We start from the raw sequence: 13488 nt of genomic DNA on the forward strand, positions 1-13488 counted from the left end.
CCACGGTCCAAGATGACCGTCGCATGGCAACACACCCCCCAACAGGAGACAACCGTGAAACTTCGCTTCGCCACCGCCCTCACCGCAGCGCTGTTCAGCGCCGGCCTGGCCCACGCCAACACAGAACTCGTGATTGCCACCGTGAACAACGGCCACATGATCGAAATGCAAAAGCTCGGCAAGAACTTTGAAGCCGCCAACCCGGACATCAAGCTGAAGTGGGTCACGCTGGAGGAAGGCGTGCTGCGCCAGCGCGTCACCACCGACATTGCCACCAAAGGCGGTCAGTTCGACGTGATGACCATCGGCATGTACGAGACGCCGATCTGGGGCAAAAAAGGCTGGCTGCAAGCACTCAAAACCGACGCCGCCTACGACGTGGACGACCTGCTGCCTGCCATGCGCAATGGCCTGAGCGTGGACGGCAAGCTGTTCGCGGCACCCTTCTACGGTGAAAGCTCCATGCTGATGTACCGCAAGGACCTGGCCGACAAAGCCGGTGTGACCGTACCCGACCGCCCTACCTGGCCTCAGATCAAAGACCTGGCTGCCAAGATGCACGACCCGAAGGCGGGCGTGTACGGCATCTGCCTGCGCGGCAAGCCGGGCTGGGGTGACAACATGGCTTTCCTGAGCACCCTGGTGAACACCTTTGGCGGCCAGTGGTTTGACATGCAGTGGAAGCCCCAGCTGGAAAGCAAGCCCTGGAAAGACGCGATCACCTTTTACGTGGACTTGCTGAAGAACTACGGCCCTCCCGGCTCGTCGGCCAACAGCTTCAACGAGATCCTGGCGCTGACCAACTCGGGCAAGTGCGGCATGTGGATCGACGCGACCATTGCGGCCTCGTTCGTGAGCGACCCCAAGCAGTCATCGGTGGCCGACAAGATGGCTTTTGCCCAGGCGCCCACGCAAGTGACACCAAAGGGTGCGAACTGGTTGTGGGCCTGGTCGCTGGCGATTCCAGCAGGCTCCAAGAAAGTGGACGCCGCGCAAAAGTTCATCAGCTGGGCCACGTCCAAGGAATACATCCAGCTGGTGGGCAAAACCAACGGCTGGGGCACCGTGCCCACGGGCACCCGCAAGAGCACCTACGCCAACGCCGACTTCCTGAAGGCTGCCCGTTTCGCCGCGGCTGAAAAGATGGCCATCGACTCGGCCAACCCGAACGACTCGACCCTGCCCAAGAGCCCGTATGTGGGCGTGCAGTTCGCGGCCATTCCCGAGTTCCAGTCGATCGGCATCGCCGTAGGCCAGCAAATGAGCGCCGCACTCGCTGGCAGGATCTCGGTCGATGCCGCGCTCAAAGCCAGCCAAGTGGCCGCTGACCGCGAAATGAAGCGGGCCGGTTACTACAAGTAAGCCAGGGAGCCGCGCCGCGGCTCTTCTCCCCCTCTCCCGCCAGCGGGAGAGGGTGTTGCCCCTCAAGCCCCCGAGGCAAGCCATGAACCGCCTTCTCCCCCGCCTGCTGCTCACGCCCGCCGTGGCCACGCTCTTCCTCTGGATGATCGTGCCGTTGGTGATGACGATTTATTTTTCGCTCATCCGCTTCAACCTGCTCGCGCCCGAGCAAACCGGCTTCATTGGGCTGGAAAACTTCGAGTATTTCGTCACCGACCCGTCCTTTGGCGCGGCGGTGCTCAACACGGTGCTCCTGCTGGGCAGCGTCATTTTGATCACCGTGGTGCTGGGCATTGCGCTGGCACTGCTGATTAACGAACCCTTTGCCGGCCGCGGGCTGGTGCGGGTGTTGCTCATCTCGCCCTTCTTCGTCATGCCCACCGTCAATGCCCTGATGTGGAAAAACATGATGATGAATCCGATCTACGGCGTGCTGGCCCAAGTCTGGATCTTCTTTGGTATGGAGCCCGTGGACTGGCTCACCGACCACCCGCTGTTCTCCATCATCATCATGGTGTCGTGGCAGTGGCTGCCCTTTGCCACGCTGATCTTCATGACCGCGCTGCAGAGCATGAACCGCGAACAGCTCGAAGCCTCGCGCATGGACGGCGCCACCTACCTACAGCAACTGCGCTACCTCTACATCCCCCACCTGGGCCGTTCGGTGGCGGTGGTGGTGATGATCGAACTGATCTTTTTGCTCAGCGTATTTGCCGAGATCTACACCACCACCGGCGGTGGCCCGGGCGACGCGAGCACCAACGTGGCCTTCCTGATCTTCAAACAGGCGCTGCTCAATTTCGACGCCGGCGTGGCTTCGGCGGGTGCGCTGTTTGCGGTCGTACTGGCCAACATTGCCGCCATTTTCATGATCCGCATGGTCGGCAAAAACCTGGACAAGTGAGGACACAAACATGGCACGTCAATCTACCTACACACCGGCCTACGCCGTGCGCACCCTGGGCGCCTGGGGCGTGGCACTGCTGCTGTTCTTTCCGCTGGGCTGGCTGCTGCTGACCGCGTTCAAAACCGAGCTGCAAGCCATTGCGGTGCCGCCCGAGCTGATCTTTGCGCCCACGCTGGAAAACTTCCACGAAGTGCAGGAGCGCAGCGACTACTTGCTCTACGCCAAGAACTCGGTCATCACCAGCGTGCTGTCCACGCTCATCGGCCTGCTGATCGCGGCACCGGCGGCCTACTCCATGGCCTTCATCAAGGGCAAGTACACCAAAGACATTTTGATGTGGATGCTCTCCACCAAGATGATGCCCGCGGTGGGTGCACTGGTGCCCATTTATGTGCTGGCACAGAAAAGCCACCTGCTGGACACCCAGCTCGCGCTGATCATCGTGTTCACGCTGTCCAACCTGCCCATCATGGTCTGGATGCTGTATTCGCACTTCAAGGACATTCCCCACGAGATCCTGGAAGCCGCCCGCATGGACGGCGCCACGCTGTGGCAAGAGGCGCGCCTGGTGCTGCTGCCGCTGGCCATGGGCGGGTTTGCGTCCACCGGTTTGCTGTGCCTGGTGCTCAGCTGGAACGAAGCCTTCTGGAGCCTGAACCTGACCGCGGCCAAGGGCGGCACGCTGGCCACCCTGATCGCCAGTTACTCCAGCCCCGAAGGGCTGTTCTGGGCCAAGCTCTCTGCCGCTTCGCTGATGGCCATTGCGCCCATTGTGATCTTCGGATGGTTCAGCCAGAAGCAGCTCGTCCAGGGCTTGACTTTCGGCGCTGTCAAGTGACGGCCACCCCCGCCGCGCTGCGCGCGACCCCCTCCAGGAGGCAACGCTGGCGGCCCGGCAGAGCCGGTTCCGCGGCGTTCTGGTCTTGTGCTTCCCATCTGACTCGTGGATTGCCTTCTATAGATTTTGAGGACAACTGAAATGGCTTACCTGCAACTCAAAGGCATCGAAAAATTCTTCGGTGAACACCGCGCCATCAAAGGCATCGACCTGGACATCCAGCCGGGCGAGTTCATCGTTTTCGTGGGCCCGTCGGGCTGCGGCAAGTCCACCTTGCTGCGGCTGATTGCCGGTCTGGAGCACATTGACGGCGGCACGCTCAGCCTGGAAGGGCGCGACATCACGCACCTGCCTTCGAGCAAGCGCGACCTGGCCATGGTGTTCCAGAGCTACGCGCTGTACCCCCACATGAGCGTGTTTGAAAACATGAGCTTCGCGCTCAAGCTCGCCAAGGAAGATCCGGCGGTCATCAAAGACAAGGTGGAGCGCGCAGCGAAGATCCTGAACCTCACGCCCTACCTGCAGCGCACGCCCAAAGACCTCTCGGGCGGCCAGCGCCAGCGCGTGGCCATTGGCCGCGCCATTGTGCGCGCGCCCAAGGTGTTCCTGTTTGACGAACCGCTGTCCAACCTGGACGCGGCGCTGCGCGGCCAGACCCGCGTGGAAATTGCCAAGCTGCACCGTGATCTGGGTGCCACCACCATCTACGTGACGCACGATCAGGTGGAAGCCATGACGCTGGCCGACCGCGTGGTGGTGCTGCGCGACGGCCTGATTGAGCAAGTGGGCACGCCACTGGAACTGTACGACCACCCGGCCAACCAGTTCGTGGCCCAGTTCATTGGCACGCCCCAAATGAACGTGGTGCCGCTCGCTCAATTGCCGGTGGCTGTGCAGCAACTGGCCCCGGCAGGTGCTGCGGGCGGCTCCATGGGTTTGCGCCCCGAAAACGTGGTGCTGCACCCCACCGGGCAAGGCGCCATTCAAGGCCAGGTGGACCTGGTGGAGGCGCTGGGCGCCGAAACACTGGTGTATGTGAGCACGACCGAAGGCGCCCAGCTGGTGGCCCGCCTGAGCGAGCGCACACACCTGGTGGCCGGCCACCCGGTCACGCTGGACGTGGCCACCGAACACGCCCACTGGTTTGACGCCAGCGGCCGCGTGGTGCGCCCTGAAGCCGCCTGAAAACACCCCCTGTCTCCACCCTAACAAGCAAGCACATGAGCGCTACACACCCCTTGAACGGCCAGGTGGCCGCCGTGACCGGCGCCGCATCGGGCATCGGTTTTGCCAGCGCCCAGGCCCTGGTGGAAGCCGGTGCACAGGTCGTGCTGATCGACCGCGATACCCAAGCCCTGGCCAAAGCCTGCGCCACCCTGGGCCCGGCCGCGATGCCGCTGACGCTGGACCTGCTGGACGCTGCGCAATGCGCCGCCATGCCCGCGCGCATTTTGGCGCTGGCTGGCCGGCTTGACATTTTTCATGCCAACGCTGGCCTTTACGTGGGCGGTGACCTGATCGACGCCCAGGACGACGCCATCGACCGCATGCTCAACCTGAACATCAACGTGGTGATGAAAAACGTGCGCGGCGTGCTGCCGCACATGATCGAGCGGGGCAGCGGCGACATCATCGTCACCAGCTCGCTCGCCGCGCACTTCCCCACGCCCTGGGAGCCGGTCTACGCGTCGAGCAAATGGGCCATCGACTGTTTTGTGCAGACCGTGCGCCGCCAGGTGTTCAAGCACGGCATCCGCGTCGGCGCTATTTCGCCTGGCCCGGTGATCACATCGCTGCTGGCCGACTGGCCGGCCGACAAGCTGGCTGAAGCCAAGGCCAGCGGCAGCCTGCTGGATGCGGCTGAGGTGGCCGACGTTGTGCTGTTCATGCTCACCCGCCCGCGCGGCATGACGATCCGCGACGTCGTGATGATGCCGACGAACTTCGACCTCTGACTCTTTTCCATCTGCCATACGAACCATGAACACCATCCTGCACCTGGGCCTGGGCTCGTTCCACCGCGCGCACCAGGCCGTTTATGTGCACCAGCTGCGCCAGCTGGGAGACACACGCTGGAGCATCGCTGCGGGCAACTTGCGCCCCGACATGCTTGACACCATCTCCGCCCTGCAGGCGCAAGGCGGTGCCTACACGCTGGAAACGGTCACCCCGCAAGGCGAGCGCAGCTACACGCGCATCACGTCCATTCAGCGCGTGCTGCCCTACCAGGACGACCTGGCCCCACTGGTGGCCGTGGGTGCAGACCCGGCCACGCGCATCATCAGTTTCACCGTCACCGAAGCCGGCTACTACCTGGACGCGGCCAACCAGCTCGACTGGGCCAGCTTCCTCGACCTGCGCGCCGACCTGGCCACGGTGCAGGCCGGCGGCGCTGGCCACACGCTTTATGGCAGCCTCGTCACGCTGCTGCGGGCCCGCATGCAGGCCGGTGCCGGCCCGGTCACGCTGATGAACTGCGACAACCTGCGCCACAACGGCGAGCGCTCACGCAGCGGCCTGCTGCAGTTCATCGAAGCGGTGGGCGACACCCCCCTACTGGCCTGGGTGCAAGCCCACACCAGCAGCCCCAACGCCATGGTGGACCGCATCACACCCCGCCCCACGCCCGACGTGGCCCAGCGCGTGAAAGCCGCCACCGGGCTGGACGACCCGACCGCTCTCATGGGCGAAAGCTTCATTCAGTGGGTGATCGAGGACAACTTCATCGCCGGGCGGCCGGAATGGGAAAAGGTCGGCGTCGAGATGGTGGGCTCGGTGGACGCCTACGAAGAGGCCAAGATCCGCTTGCTCAATGCCACACACTCTTGCATCGCCTGGGCGGGCACGCTGGTGGGCTACCGCTACATCCACGAGGGCACACAGCACGCGGTGATCCGCCGATTCGCCTACGATTACGTGACCGACGACGTGATTCCGGTGCTGGACACGCCATCCCAACCCTGCCCGATCAACCTGCCCCAATACCGCGATGTGGTGCTCGACCGCTTCAGCAACCCCGCCATTGCCGACACCAACCAGCGTGTCGCCATGGACGGATTCAGCAAGATCCCGGGGTTCATCGCGCCCACCATCCGCGAGCGGCTGGCGCGCGGCGAAACGATGGACAGCGTGGCCATGCTGCCTGCGCTGTTCCTGGCCTACCTGCAGCGCTGGCACGCCGGGCAGATTCCTTACACCTACCAGGACCAGGCCATGAACCCCGACACCGCCCACGCCCTGTGCGAAGCGCCCGATCCGGTGGCCGCCTTCTGCGCCGACGCCACGCTGTGGGGTGAGCTGGCCGCAGACCCGCGGCTGGTTGACGCCATGCGCCGAGCACGCGAGCGCGTGAGCCGCTTTGTGACGGCCCACACGGGTGTTAGCGCCGCGCTCGTCTGAGCCGACCAACTGAACAGGCAACCCCATGACCGTTCGCAGCCGCACCGTCCCGCGCCAGATCAAGCCCGAGCTGGAGCTGGAGCTGGCCCGCTCGCCCAACCTGGGCTACGAGTCGTCCACCGACGTGGGCTTTGTGCGCTGCCTGGCGCACGGTTTTCCCACGCCGCTGGCGCGCTGGCATTACCACGACGAGTACGAACTGCACCTGATCACCAGCACCAGCGGCAAGCTGTTTGTGGGCGACTGGATCGGCCCCTTCCAGGCCGGCCAGCTCGTGCTCACCGGCCCGCGCCTGCCGCACAACTGGGTCAGCATGGACATTCCTGAAGGCGGTGTGGCCCAACGCGACCTGGTGATCCAGTTTTCTCATGAGCCGCTGGTGCGCGCGAGCGACACCATCCCGGAGCTGGCCGAGGTGCTGCCGCTGCTGGAGCGCGCCAAACACGGCATCGAATTTTTCGGCATGTCCGAGTCTGCCGAAGCCCACTGGCACAAGGTCAAAAGCACGCGCGGCCTCAAGCGCTTCACCGCGTTTTGCGATTTTCTGAGCGACCTGGCCGCCTGCACCGACTACCGCCTGCTGTCCAGCGTGCAGCTACAAAGCACCGACGACGACGCCTCGCTCGACCAGATCAACGCCCTCGTCAGCCGCATCACCGAACACCTGGCCGACGAACACTCGGCCGCCGCACTCGCCGCCGAGCTGGGCATGAGCGAGAGCAAGTTCAGCCGCTTCTTTCGAAAAGCCACGGGCAACACCTTCACCGACTTCGTCAACCGCGTCCGCATCAGCCGCGCCTGCCAGCTGTTGATGGACACCGACCAGCAAGTGACCAACATCTGCTTTGACGTGGGATTCAACAACGTGGCCAACTTCAACCGCCGGTTCCTGGAAATAAAAGGCATGACGCCCAGTGAATTCCGCAAACAGTCTTTGACCCGCTTTCGTGGCGCCGCCTGACGTGACCCCCCCCGCGCCGCTTCGCGTCACCCCCCCAAGGGGGGCGGCACTGGCCGTCCGGCAAAGCCGGCCCGGCGGTGCCCTGGGTTGGACATTGCGCTCCGGTCGCACCCCAGATACGGCTGATCCACCTTCGAGCGGTCCGGAACCGGGTCGTTCTCTTCCCCCATCACCCCCACCATGTACCTCGGCCTCGACCTCGGCACCTCCGAACTCAAAGCGCTGCTGCTGTCTGACCGGCACCAGGTGATCGCCACCGCCCGCTCGCCGCTCACCGTGCAGCGCCCGCAGGCCCTGTGGTCGGAACAAGACCCTGCCGCCTGGTGGCATGCGCTGGAGGCCGTGATGGACCAATTGCAGCGCGAGCACCCACATGCGCTGAATGCATTGCGCGGCATCGGCCTTTCGGGCCAGATGCACGGTGCCACCCTGCTGGACGAAAACGATGCCGTGCTGCGCCCCGCCATGTTGTGGAACGATGGCCGCAGCGGCGCGCAGTGCGAACAACTCACGCGCGACGTGCCCAACCTCGCCGCCATCACCGGCAACCTGGCCATGCCCGGCTTCACCGCGCCCAAACTGCAATGGGTGCGCGAACACGAACCCGCCGTGTTCGCCAGAACCCGGCGCGTGCTGCTGCCCAAAGACTGGCTGCGCCTGAAGCTCACCGGCGAGGCCGTGAGCGACATGTCCGACGCCGCTGGCACCCTGTGGCTGGACGTGGGCCGGCGCGACTGGTCCGACGCGATGCTCGCCGCGACCGGCCTCGGCCGCGCACACATGCCACGTTTGGTGGAAGGCAGCGACGTGTCAGCCCAGCTGTTGCCTGCGCTGTGCAAGCGCTGGGGCCTGCCGGACCAAGTGCCGGTAGCCGGCGGCGCGGGCGACAACGCGGCGAGCGCCGTGGGCATGGGACTGGTGCGCCCGGGGCAGGGCTTCGTCTCGCTCGGCACCTCGGGCGTGGTCTTCGTCAGCGGCGCGGCCTTCGAGCCCAACCCGGCCCAGGCCCTGCACGCCTTCTGCCACGCCCTGCCCAGCCGCTGGCACGTGATGAGCGTGATGCTGAGCGCCGCCAGCGCCGTGACCTGGGCCACCCAAATGCTGGGCTTTGAAAACGAAGCCGCCCTGCTCGCCGCCGCCGCCACGCTGAGCGCTGACGAACAGCCAAGCGCCCCGATCTTCCTGCCCTACCTGAGCGGCGAACGCTCACCTCACAACAACCCGCTCGCCAGTGGCGCGTGGACCGGCCTGCGCGCCCAGCACAGCCGCGCGCACCTGGCCTACGCGGTGGCCGAAGGCGTGGGCTTCGGCCTGCTCGACGGCCTGCGCACCATCCCCGCCACCCAACCACCGCTGCACACGCTGTCGCTGGTCGGCGGCGGCTCGCGCAGCGCCTGGTGGGCACAGCAGTTGGCCGACACCTTCGGCCTAACGCTCACCGTGCACCAGGATTCAGAGAGCGGCGGCGCCATGGGCGCAGCCCGCTTGGCCTGGCTGGCCACCGGCGGCGCGCTGGACGCGGTGTGCACCACCCCACCCGTGCTGCAGAGCTTCACGCCCAATGCGGCGCGGCATGCGGCGCTGCAAGCCCGGCATGCGCACTTTGTGGCGCTGTACCCGGCACTGGCCTGAGCCCCACTGCGCTTCCAACAGCGGCCCGCTGAGCGCTCATGTGCTGTGTCAGGCGCGCCGCCTGGTTTTCTCAGCCGACAAAGCGGTCATGAATTCGACAACGAAATGGCAGTCTTCATCCTGCAACACGCTCATGTCGCCCACGGCAACCGGCGCCACGTAACCGCGAATGACTTGCAGACCGGCGATGCGCTCGTCGATTTTTGACAGGACGTCGCCAGCAATTTGCTGAATGGCGCGCTCGTCCAGTTCACCGTGATCGCGCTCGGCGAGCAGCAGTGCGATCTCGGCCAGCGTGAAGCCGAGTTCCTTCAAATGCATGATGGCCTTGAGCCGGTCCAGCGTGTCGGCGCCGTATTGCCGATAGCCGGCTTCGGTGCGGCTCTGTGGCGTGATCAACCCTTCGTCTTCATACAGGCGCAATTGGCCGCGCGTGACGTTGGCCGCTTTGCACAAGGCGCTGGTGGTCTGCAAGGAATGAAAAGCCTTGACGGTGATGACGGTTTTCATGGGGGGGTGTCCGGTGGCCAGGTGGGGTCTTCACAAAGTGATGGCCCATGCTAAACCCGGCACCCAGGTGCCAGGTCAAGCCCTTTCAACGGCCTTGCTTGAAAACAAAACCCTTGACATGGCACCTGGGTACCGGGTTTTAAATCTCTCCACCAACACAAACACTTTGGAGATCCGTCTTGCCCCTACACCCCCCACACACCAAAACAGCACTCATCACCGGCGCGTCGTCGGGCATCGGCAAAGCGCTGGCCCATCAGTTTGCGCAAGACGGCTACCAGCTCGTGCTGGCCGCCCGCAGCGTGGCCAAGATGCAGGCAGTGGCCGATGCGCTGCAAAAGCAATTCAAGGTGGTCGTCACCGTCATCGGTGCAGACCTCGAAACCAACGGGGGTGCAGCGCAACTGCAAGCCGACATCCAGGCGCGCGGCATCGTCTTGAGCGCCCTGGTCAACAACGCCGGGTACGGCGCTTTTGGCGAATTCAAAGACTCCGCGCTCCGCTCAGAGCTGGCCATGATGCAGCTCAACATGAACACGGTCGTGGTGCTGACCAAGCTCTTTTTGCCCGACCTGCTGGCCACACGCGGCAAGATTTTGAACACCGCATCGACGGCGGCATTTCAACCTGGCCCCTACATGGCGGTGTACTACGCCACCAAGTCGTTTGTGTTGAGCTTTTCGGAGGCCATTGCATCCGAACTGGAAGACACCGGCGTGACGGTGACGGCACTGTGCCCCGGCCCCACGGCCTCGGGCTTTCAAGACAAGGCCGAGCAGGGCAACTCGGCGCTGGTGAAGGGCAAAAAATTGCCCACTGCCGAAGAAGTGGCCGCATTGGGTTACCGCGCCATGCAACGCGGGCAGCGGGTCTACATACCCGGCTTCATGAATTGGGCCATGGCGCAAAGCATGCGCTTCACGCCCCGCAACCTGGCCACCAAGGTGGTCAAGACCCTGACTCGACCCATCGCCTGAGACCCACACCATGATCAACCACATGAGCAGCTACTTCAGCGCAGAGAAGCAGGAAAGCTTGATATTTCTGGCCGTTGGCCTGGCGGCCATTGGCCTCAGCGTGTGGCTCTGGATGAACGGTCATCGCCTGAAGTCCATGGCCTACCCGCTGGTGGCCATTGCGCTGATGCAGATGGTCGTGGGTGGTTCCATCTACCTGCGCACCGACACCCAGCTGTCCACCTTGAGCGCTCAGCTGCAGGCCAACCCGGCGGCACTCAAGGCCGAAGAAACCACCCGCATGCAGACGGTCATGAGCAATTTTTCGATCTACAAGGCGGTCGAAATGGTGTTGCTGATCGTCGGGGTGGGCATGATTGCTTTTTTGCAGCGCCACGACGTGGCAGCCGGTATTGGCGTGGGCCTGGTCTTGCAGGCCGCCTTCACGCTCACGCTGGACATCTTTGCCGAGGCCAGGGGTGCCGATTACCTGACGGCGCTCCATGCCATGCCCGCCTGAAGCCCTGAAGCCAGCCGCCAGTCGGTGCCTGGTGGTTCGACTCCGTGATGTTTGGAAGTCTGCAGCCCGAGCCTTGCGCAGGCAGGCGCGGCCGCCCATAAAACCGGATCAGATCACTGGAGCGCCAGGCCGTCTGCGTCCAGGGCCGGCGGCCGCACCAGGTCGTCGTCGATGCCCATGATGGCACTGGCCCGCTCGACGGCCTTCCACAGCGGGGCGGGCATTTTCAAAATCTCGTCGGGCGAGTCGGCTCGCGCAATCCACTCGCTGATTTGCTGGTGCTGATCGGGGGTCAGCAAGGCCAGGTTGAGCATCTCGTCAATGGTTTTCATGGCGTTGTCGGGTCGGTCGTGGCACAGAAGGCCCCTTGATCGAACCAAAAGGGCGCCGCTCACTGGACGTTGAAAATAGAAGCTAGGTTAAGGCATTTGCGGTGATCGGGCGGCTGGGCCCAACCGCAGAAGACCATTTGAAGCAGCGCGGGGGGTCACCCGTTCGGCCGGGCACCGCTGGCCAATAAAAAACGCGGTGCACGCCAGCGCAACACGACGCTAACATAGCGACGATGCCCTCTCAAACCGCCGTCCTTCGCGCGCTGGCGCGTACCCTGCTGCTGCTCGCGCTGGCCGCGGGCTTGCTGGGTACCGCGTGGTCGGCCACAACCCAACAAGACGTCACCACCCAATACCGTTACTGGATCGACACCACCGGCGAAGCAGGCCCGGACGATGTGGCCCAGCTGCCGGCCGACCAGTTGCAGGCCCTGGTGCAGCAGCGCAGCTTTTCGCTGGGCAGCGGCGCGCTGTGGCTGCGGCTGGAACTGCCCCCGCTGGACACGGAGCAGCGCTGGTTTCTCATGCTTGACGGCTCAGCCTTCACCGACCGGGCGAGTCTGTTCCAGCCCGATGGGGCGGGTGGCTGGCAGGCGCAGCATGCGGGCGACCGGCTGGCGGTGGCGCAGTGGTCTATACCCGACCGCTCGCCAGTGTTTGCCTTGCACGACACGGCCGCGCCGCGCACCGTGTGGCTGCGGATGGCGAACCAACCCGCGCCGCTGAGCCCGCGCACCTATTTGCTGAACGCTGAAGAGCTGCAACACAAGCGCTCCTGGACTTTTCTCCTGGTGGGCGGCTACCTGGGCTTTGGCCTGCTGGTGCTGTTTCTGGGCTGGGTCCACGCCCGGCTGTACCGCGACCGCGCCTTTACCGCCTACATGGTCTACGTGGCCTGCATGCTCGGTTTCCAGGCGGCCTTCACCGGTATCGGTGGCCTGTTTTTCTGGCCCAACTCGGCCAGCTGGAACAACGCCGCGCCCGCCGTTTTCATGCTTTGGTTGACCGGTTCGGGCATCTGGTTTGTGCGTGAGGTGTGCGCGCTTTCGCGCTACCACCGGGGGCTCGACCGTTTTGTGATGGGCTGGTCGGTGTTTGGCCTGCTGTACCCGGCGGCCTACCTGGCGCTGCAAAGTGCGCCGGCCTTGTTGGTGCTCAACCTGTATGGCCTGCTTTCGGTGCTGCTGAGCATCGCGGTGTGCGTGTGGGCCTGGCGCCAGGGTGACCGTTACGCGGGCTGGATGGCGCTGGGCTTTTTGCCGGTGCACCTGGGCTACCCGTTTGCAGCGTTGCGTGCGGCCGGCCTGGCTCCCGACAGCTGGAGCACGCAATACGCGGTGCTCATCGGGTCGGCCATCGAAATCCCGTTGCTGCTCTACATCTTGCACCAGCGTGCCAAGGAGTTCAGCGAAAACAGGGCGCGGCTGCGCGCCATTGACAGCACCGACCCGCTGACCGGGTTGACCATCACCCCGGTCTTGCACCTGCGCCTGCGCGACACCATTCGCCGCGCCCGGCGCTACCGCCAACACAGCGGCCTGCTGCTGGTGGACCTGTCCAACCACGCCGACATTGCCCTGCGCGCGGGGCGCGAAACCGCTGACCGCGCCTTGGTGGTGGCCGCCGCACGGCTCACCCGCGTGGTGCGCGAGGTGGACACGGTCTGCCGCATCGCCGACCGGCGTTTTGCCGTGCTGATTGAAGGACCGATTGAGTCCGCGCAGATCAAATTGCTGGCCCAGCACCTGGTCGCCAAAGGGCTGGAACAAGCTTCCACGCTGCCCGAAGACCTGAGCCTGCGGTTTCGTCTCGTGTCCATCTTGCTGCCGGCAGAGCAGTCTGATGGCGCTGAGGAAGACGAACGGGCGGAAGTGAGGCGCACGCTGGAGCGCTTGAACGAGGCACTGGACCAACTGGCTGACGACCCCCGCAAGGTGGTGGTGCACCTGCCCCAGCTCAGCGCACCCGCGCTGGCGACCAGCGCAACACCGCCTGCTGCCGTTTGAAATGGCCCCCGCTCAGAAGCGCCAAG

The 13488-nt window shown here is 64.6% G+C and carries 13 protein-coding genes; 11 read left to right on the forward strand and 2 right to left on the reverse strand.

What is annotated here, in order from left to right:
* Positions 1-12 precede the first annotated feature (12 nt).
* From AC4QBL_RS11335 to xylB, 8 genes are all read left to right on the forward strand, one after another.
* The gene (locus AC4QBL_RS11335) at positions 13-1362 is read left to right on the forward strand and encodes an ABC transporter substrate-binding protein (RefSeq protein WP_472901205.1); all 1350 of its coding nucleotides are present in this window, start codon (positions 13-15) and stop codon (positions 1360-1362) included.
* 82 nt (positions 1363-1444) lie between these two features.
* Positions 1445-2305: a carbohydrate ABC transporter permease gene (locus AC4QBL_RS11340; protein ID WP_472906965.1), complete on the forward strand. Its 861-nt coding sequence runs from the start codon at positions 1445-1447 to the stop codon at positions 2303-2305.
* 10 nt (positions 2306-2315) lie between these two features.
* On the forward strand, positions 2316-3146 hold the full coding sequence (locus AC4QBL_RS11345; protein WP_472901207.1) for a carbohydrate ABC transporter permease: 831 nt from the start codon (positions 2316-2318) through the stop codon (positions 3144-3146).
* Between the two features lie 141 nt (positions 3147-3287).
* Positions 3288-4331 (forward strand): ABC transporter ATP-binding protein, encoded by a 1044-nt coding sequence (locus AC4QBL_RS11350; RefSeq protein WP_472906966.1) that lies wholly within the window; start codon positions 3288-3290, stop codon positions 4329-4331.
* Positions 4332-4366: 35 nt separating this feature from the next.
* A complete protein-coding gene (locus AC4QBL_RS11355) occupies positions 4367-5101 on the forward strand; it encodes an SDR family oxidoreductase (RefSeq protein ID WP_472906967.1) in 735 nt (244 codons plus the stop codon).
* A 25-nt stretch (positions 5102-5126) separates the two neighbouring features.
* Positions 5127-6545, forward strand: coding sequence for a D-arabinitol 4-dehydrogenase (gene dalD, locus AC4QBL_RS11360; RefSeq protein WP_472906968.1), 1419 nt, complete (start codon positions 5127-5129; stop codon positions 6543-6545).
* Between the two features lie 25 nt (positions 6546-6570).
* Positions 6571-7506: an AraC family transcriptional regulator gene (locus AC4QBL_RS11365; protein ID WP_472901211.1), complete on the forward strand. Its 936-nt coding sequence runs from the start codon at positions 6571-6573 to the stop codon at positions 7504-7506.
* Positions 7507-7686: 180 nt separating this feature from the next.
* On the forward strand, positions 7687-9138 hold the full coding sequence (gene xylB / locus AC4QBL_RS11370; RefSeq protein WP_472906969.1) for a xylulokinase: 1452 nt from the start codon (positions 7687-7689) through the stop codon (positions 9136-9138).
* Positions 9139-9186: 48 nt separating this feature from the next.
* Here the strand turns inward: xylB and AC4QBL_RS11375 are convergent, their stop codons facing one another.
* Positions 9187-9648, reverse strand: coding sequence for a MerR family transcriptional regulator (locus AC4QBL_RS11375; protein WP_472906970.1), 462 nt, complete (start codon positions 9646-9648; stop codon positions 9187-9189).
* A 179-nt stretch (positions 9649-9827) separates the two neighbouring features.
* Between AC4QBL_RS11375 and AC4QBL_RS11380 the strand changes: the two genes are divergently transcribed.
* Positions 9828-10625 carry an SDR family NAD(P)-dependent oxidoreductase gene (locus AC4QBL_RS11380; RefSeq protein WP_472906971.1) on the forward strand — a complete coding sequence of 266 codons (798 nt, stop codon included), beginning with the start codon at positions 9828-9830 and terminating at the stop codon, positions 10623-10625.
* A gap of 10 nt (positions 10626-10635) precedes the next feature.
* Complete coding sequence (locus AC4QBL_RS11385) at positions 10636-11124, forward strand: hypothetical protein (RefSeq protein WP_472906972.1); 489 nt, start codon at positions 10636-10638, stop codon at positions 11122-11124.
* 113 nt (positions 11125-11237) lie between these two features.
* Here the strand turns inward: AC4QBL_RS11385 and AC4QBL_RS11390 are convergent, their stop codons facing one another.
* Positions 11238-11456, reverse strand: coding sequence for a hypothetical protein (locus tag AC4QBL_RS11390; protein ID WP_472901216.1), 219 nt, complete (start codon positions 11454-11456; stop codon positions 11238-11240).
* Positions 11457-11689: 233 nt separating this feature from the next.
* Here AC4QBL_RS11390 and AC4QBL_RS11395 point away from each other — a divergent pair, with 233 nt between their 5' ends.
* On the forward strand, positions 11690-13462 hold the full coding sequence (locus tag AC4QBL_RS11395; RefSeq protein WP_472906973.1) for a sensor domain-containing diguanylate cyclase: 1773 nt from the start codon (positions 11690-11692) through the stop codon (positions 13460-13462).
* The last annotated feature ends 26 nt before the right edge of the window (positions 13463-13488 follow it).

This window comes from Hydrogenophaga sp. L99, from assembly GCF_058731905.1.

Coding starts and splice junctions, on each gene's coding strand:
- AC4QBL_RS11335 (WP_472901205.1), top strand. CDS start 13: ATGACCGTCGCATGGCAACACACCCCCCAACAGGAGACAACCGTGAAA.
- AC4QBL_RS11340 (WP_472906965.1), top strand. CDS start 1,445: ATGAACCGCCTTCTCCCCCGCCTGCTGCTCACGCCCGCCGTGGCCACG.
- AC4QBL_RS11345 (WP_472901207.1), top strand. CDS start 2,316: ATGGCACGTCAATCTACCTACACACCGGCCTACGCCGTGCGCACCCTG.
- AC4QBL_RS11350 (WP_472906966.1), top strand. CDS start 3,288: ATGGCTTACCTGCAACTCAAAGGCATCGAAAAATTCTTCGGTGAACAC.
- AC4QBL_RS11355 (WP_472906967.1), top strand. CDS start 4,367: ATGAGCGCTACACACCCCTTGAACGGCCAGGTGGCCGCCGTGACCGGC.
- dalD (WP_472906968.1), top strand. CDS start 5,127: ATGAACACCATCCTGCACCTGGGCCTGGGCTCGTTCCACCGCGCGCAC.
- AC4QBL_RS11365 (WP_472901211.1), top strand. CDS start 6,571: ATGACCGTTCGCAGCCGCACCGTCCCGCGCCAGATCAAGCCCGAGCTG.
- xylB (WP_472906969.1), top strand. CDS start 7,687: ATGTACCTCGGCCTCGACCTCGGCACCTCCGAACTCAAAGCGCTGCTG.
- AC4QBL_RS11375 (WP_472906970.1), bottom strand. CDS start 9,648: ATGAAAACCGTCATCACCGTCAAGGCTTTTCATTCCTTGCAGACCACC.
- AC4QBL_RS11385 (WP_472906972.1), top strand. CDS start 10,636: ATGATCAACCACATGAGCAGCTACTTCAGCGCAGAGAAGCAGGAAAGC.
- AC4QBL_RS11390 (WP_472901216.1), bottom strand. CDS start 11,456: ATGAAAACCATTGACGAGATGCTCAACCTGGCCTTGCTGACCCCCGAT.
- AC4QBL_RS11395 (WP_472906973.1), top strand. CDS start 11,690: ATGCCCTCTCAAACCGCCGTCCTTCGCGCGCTGGCGCGTACCCTGCTG.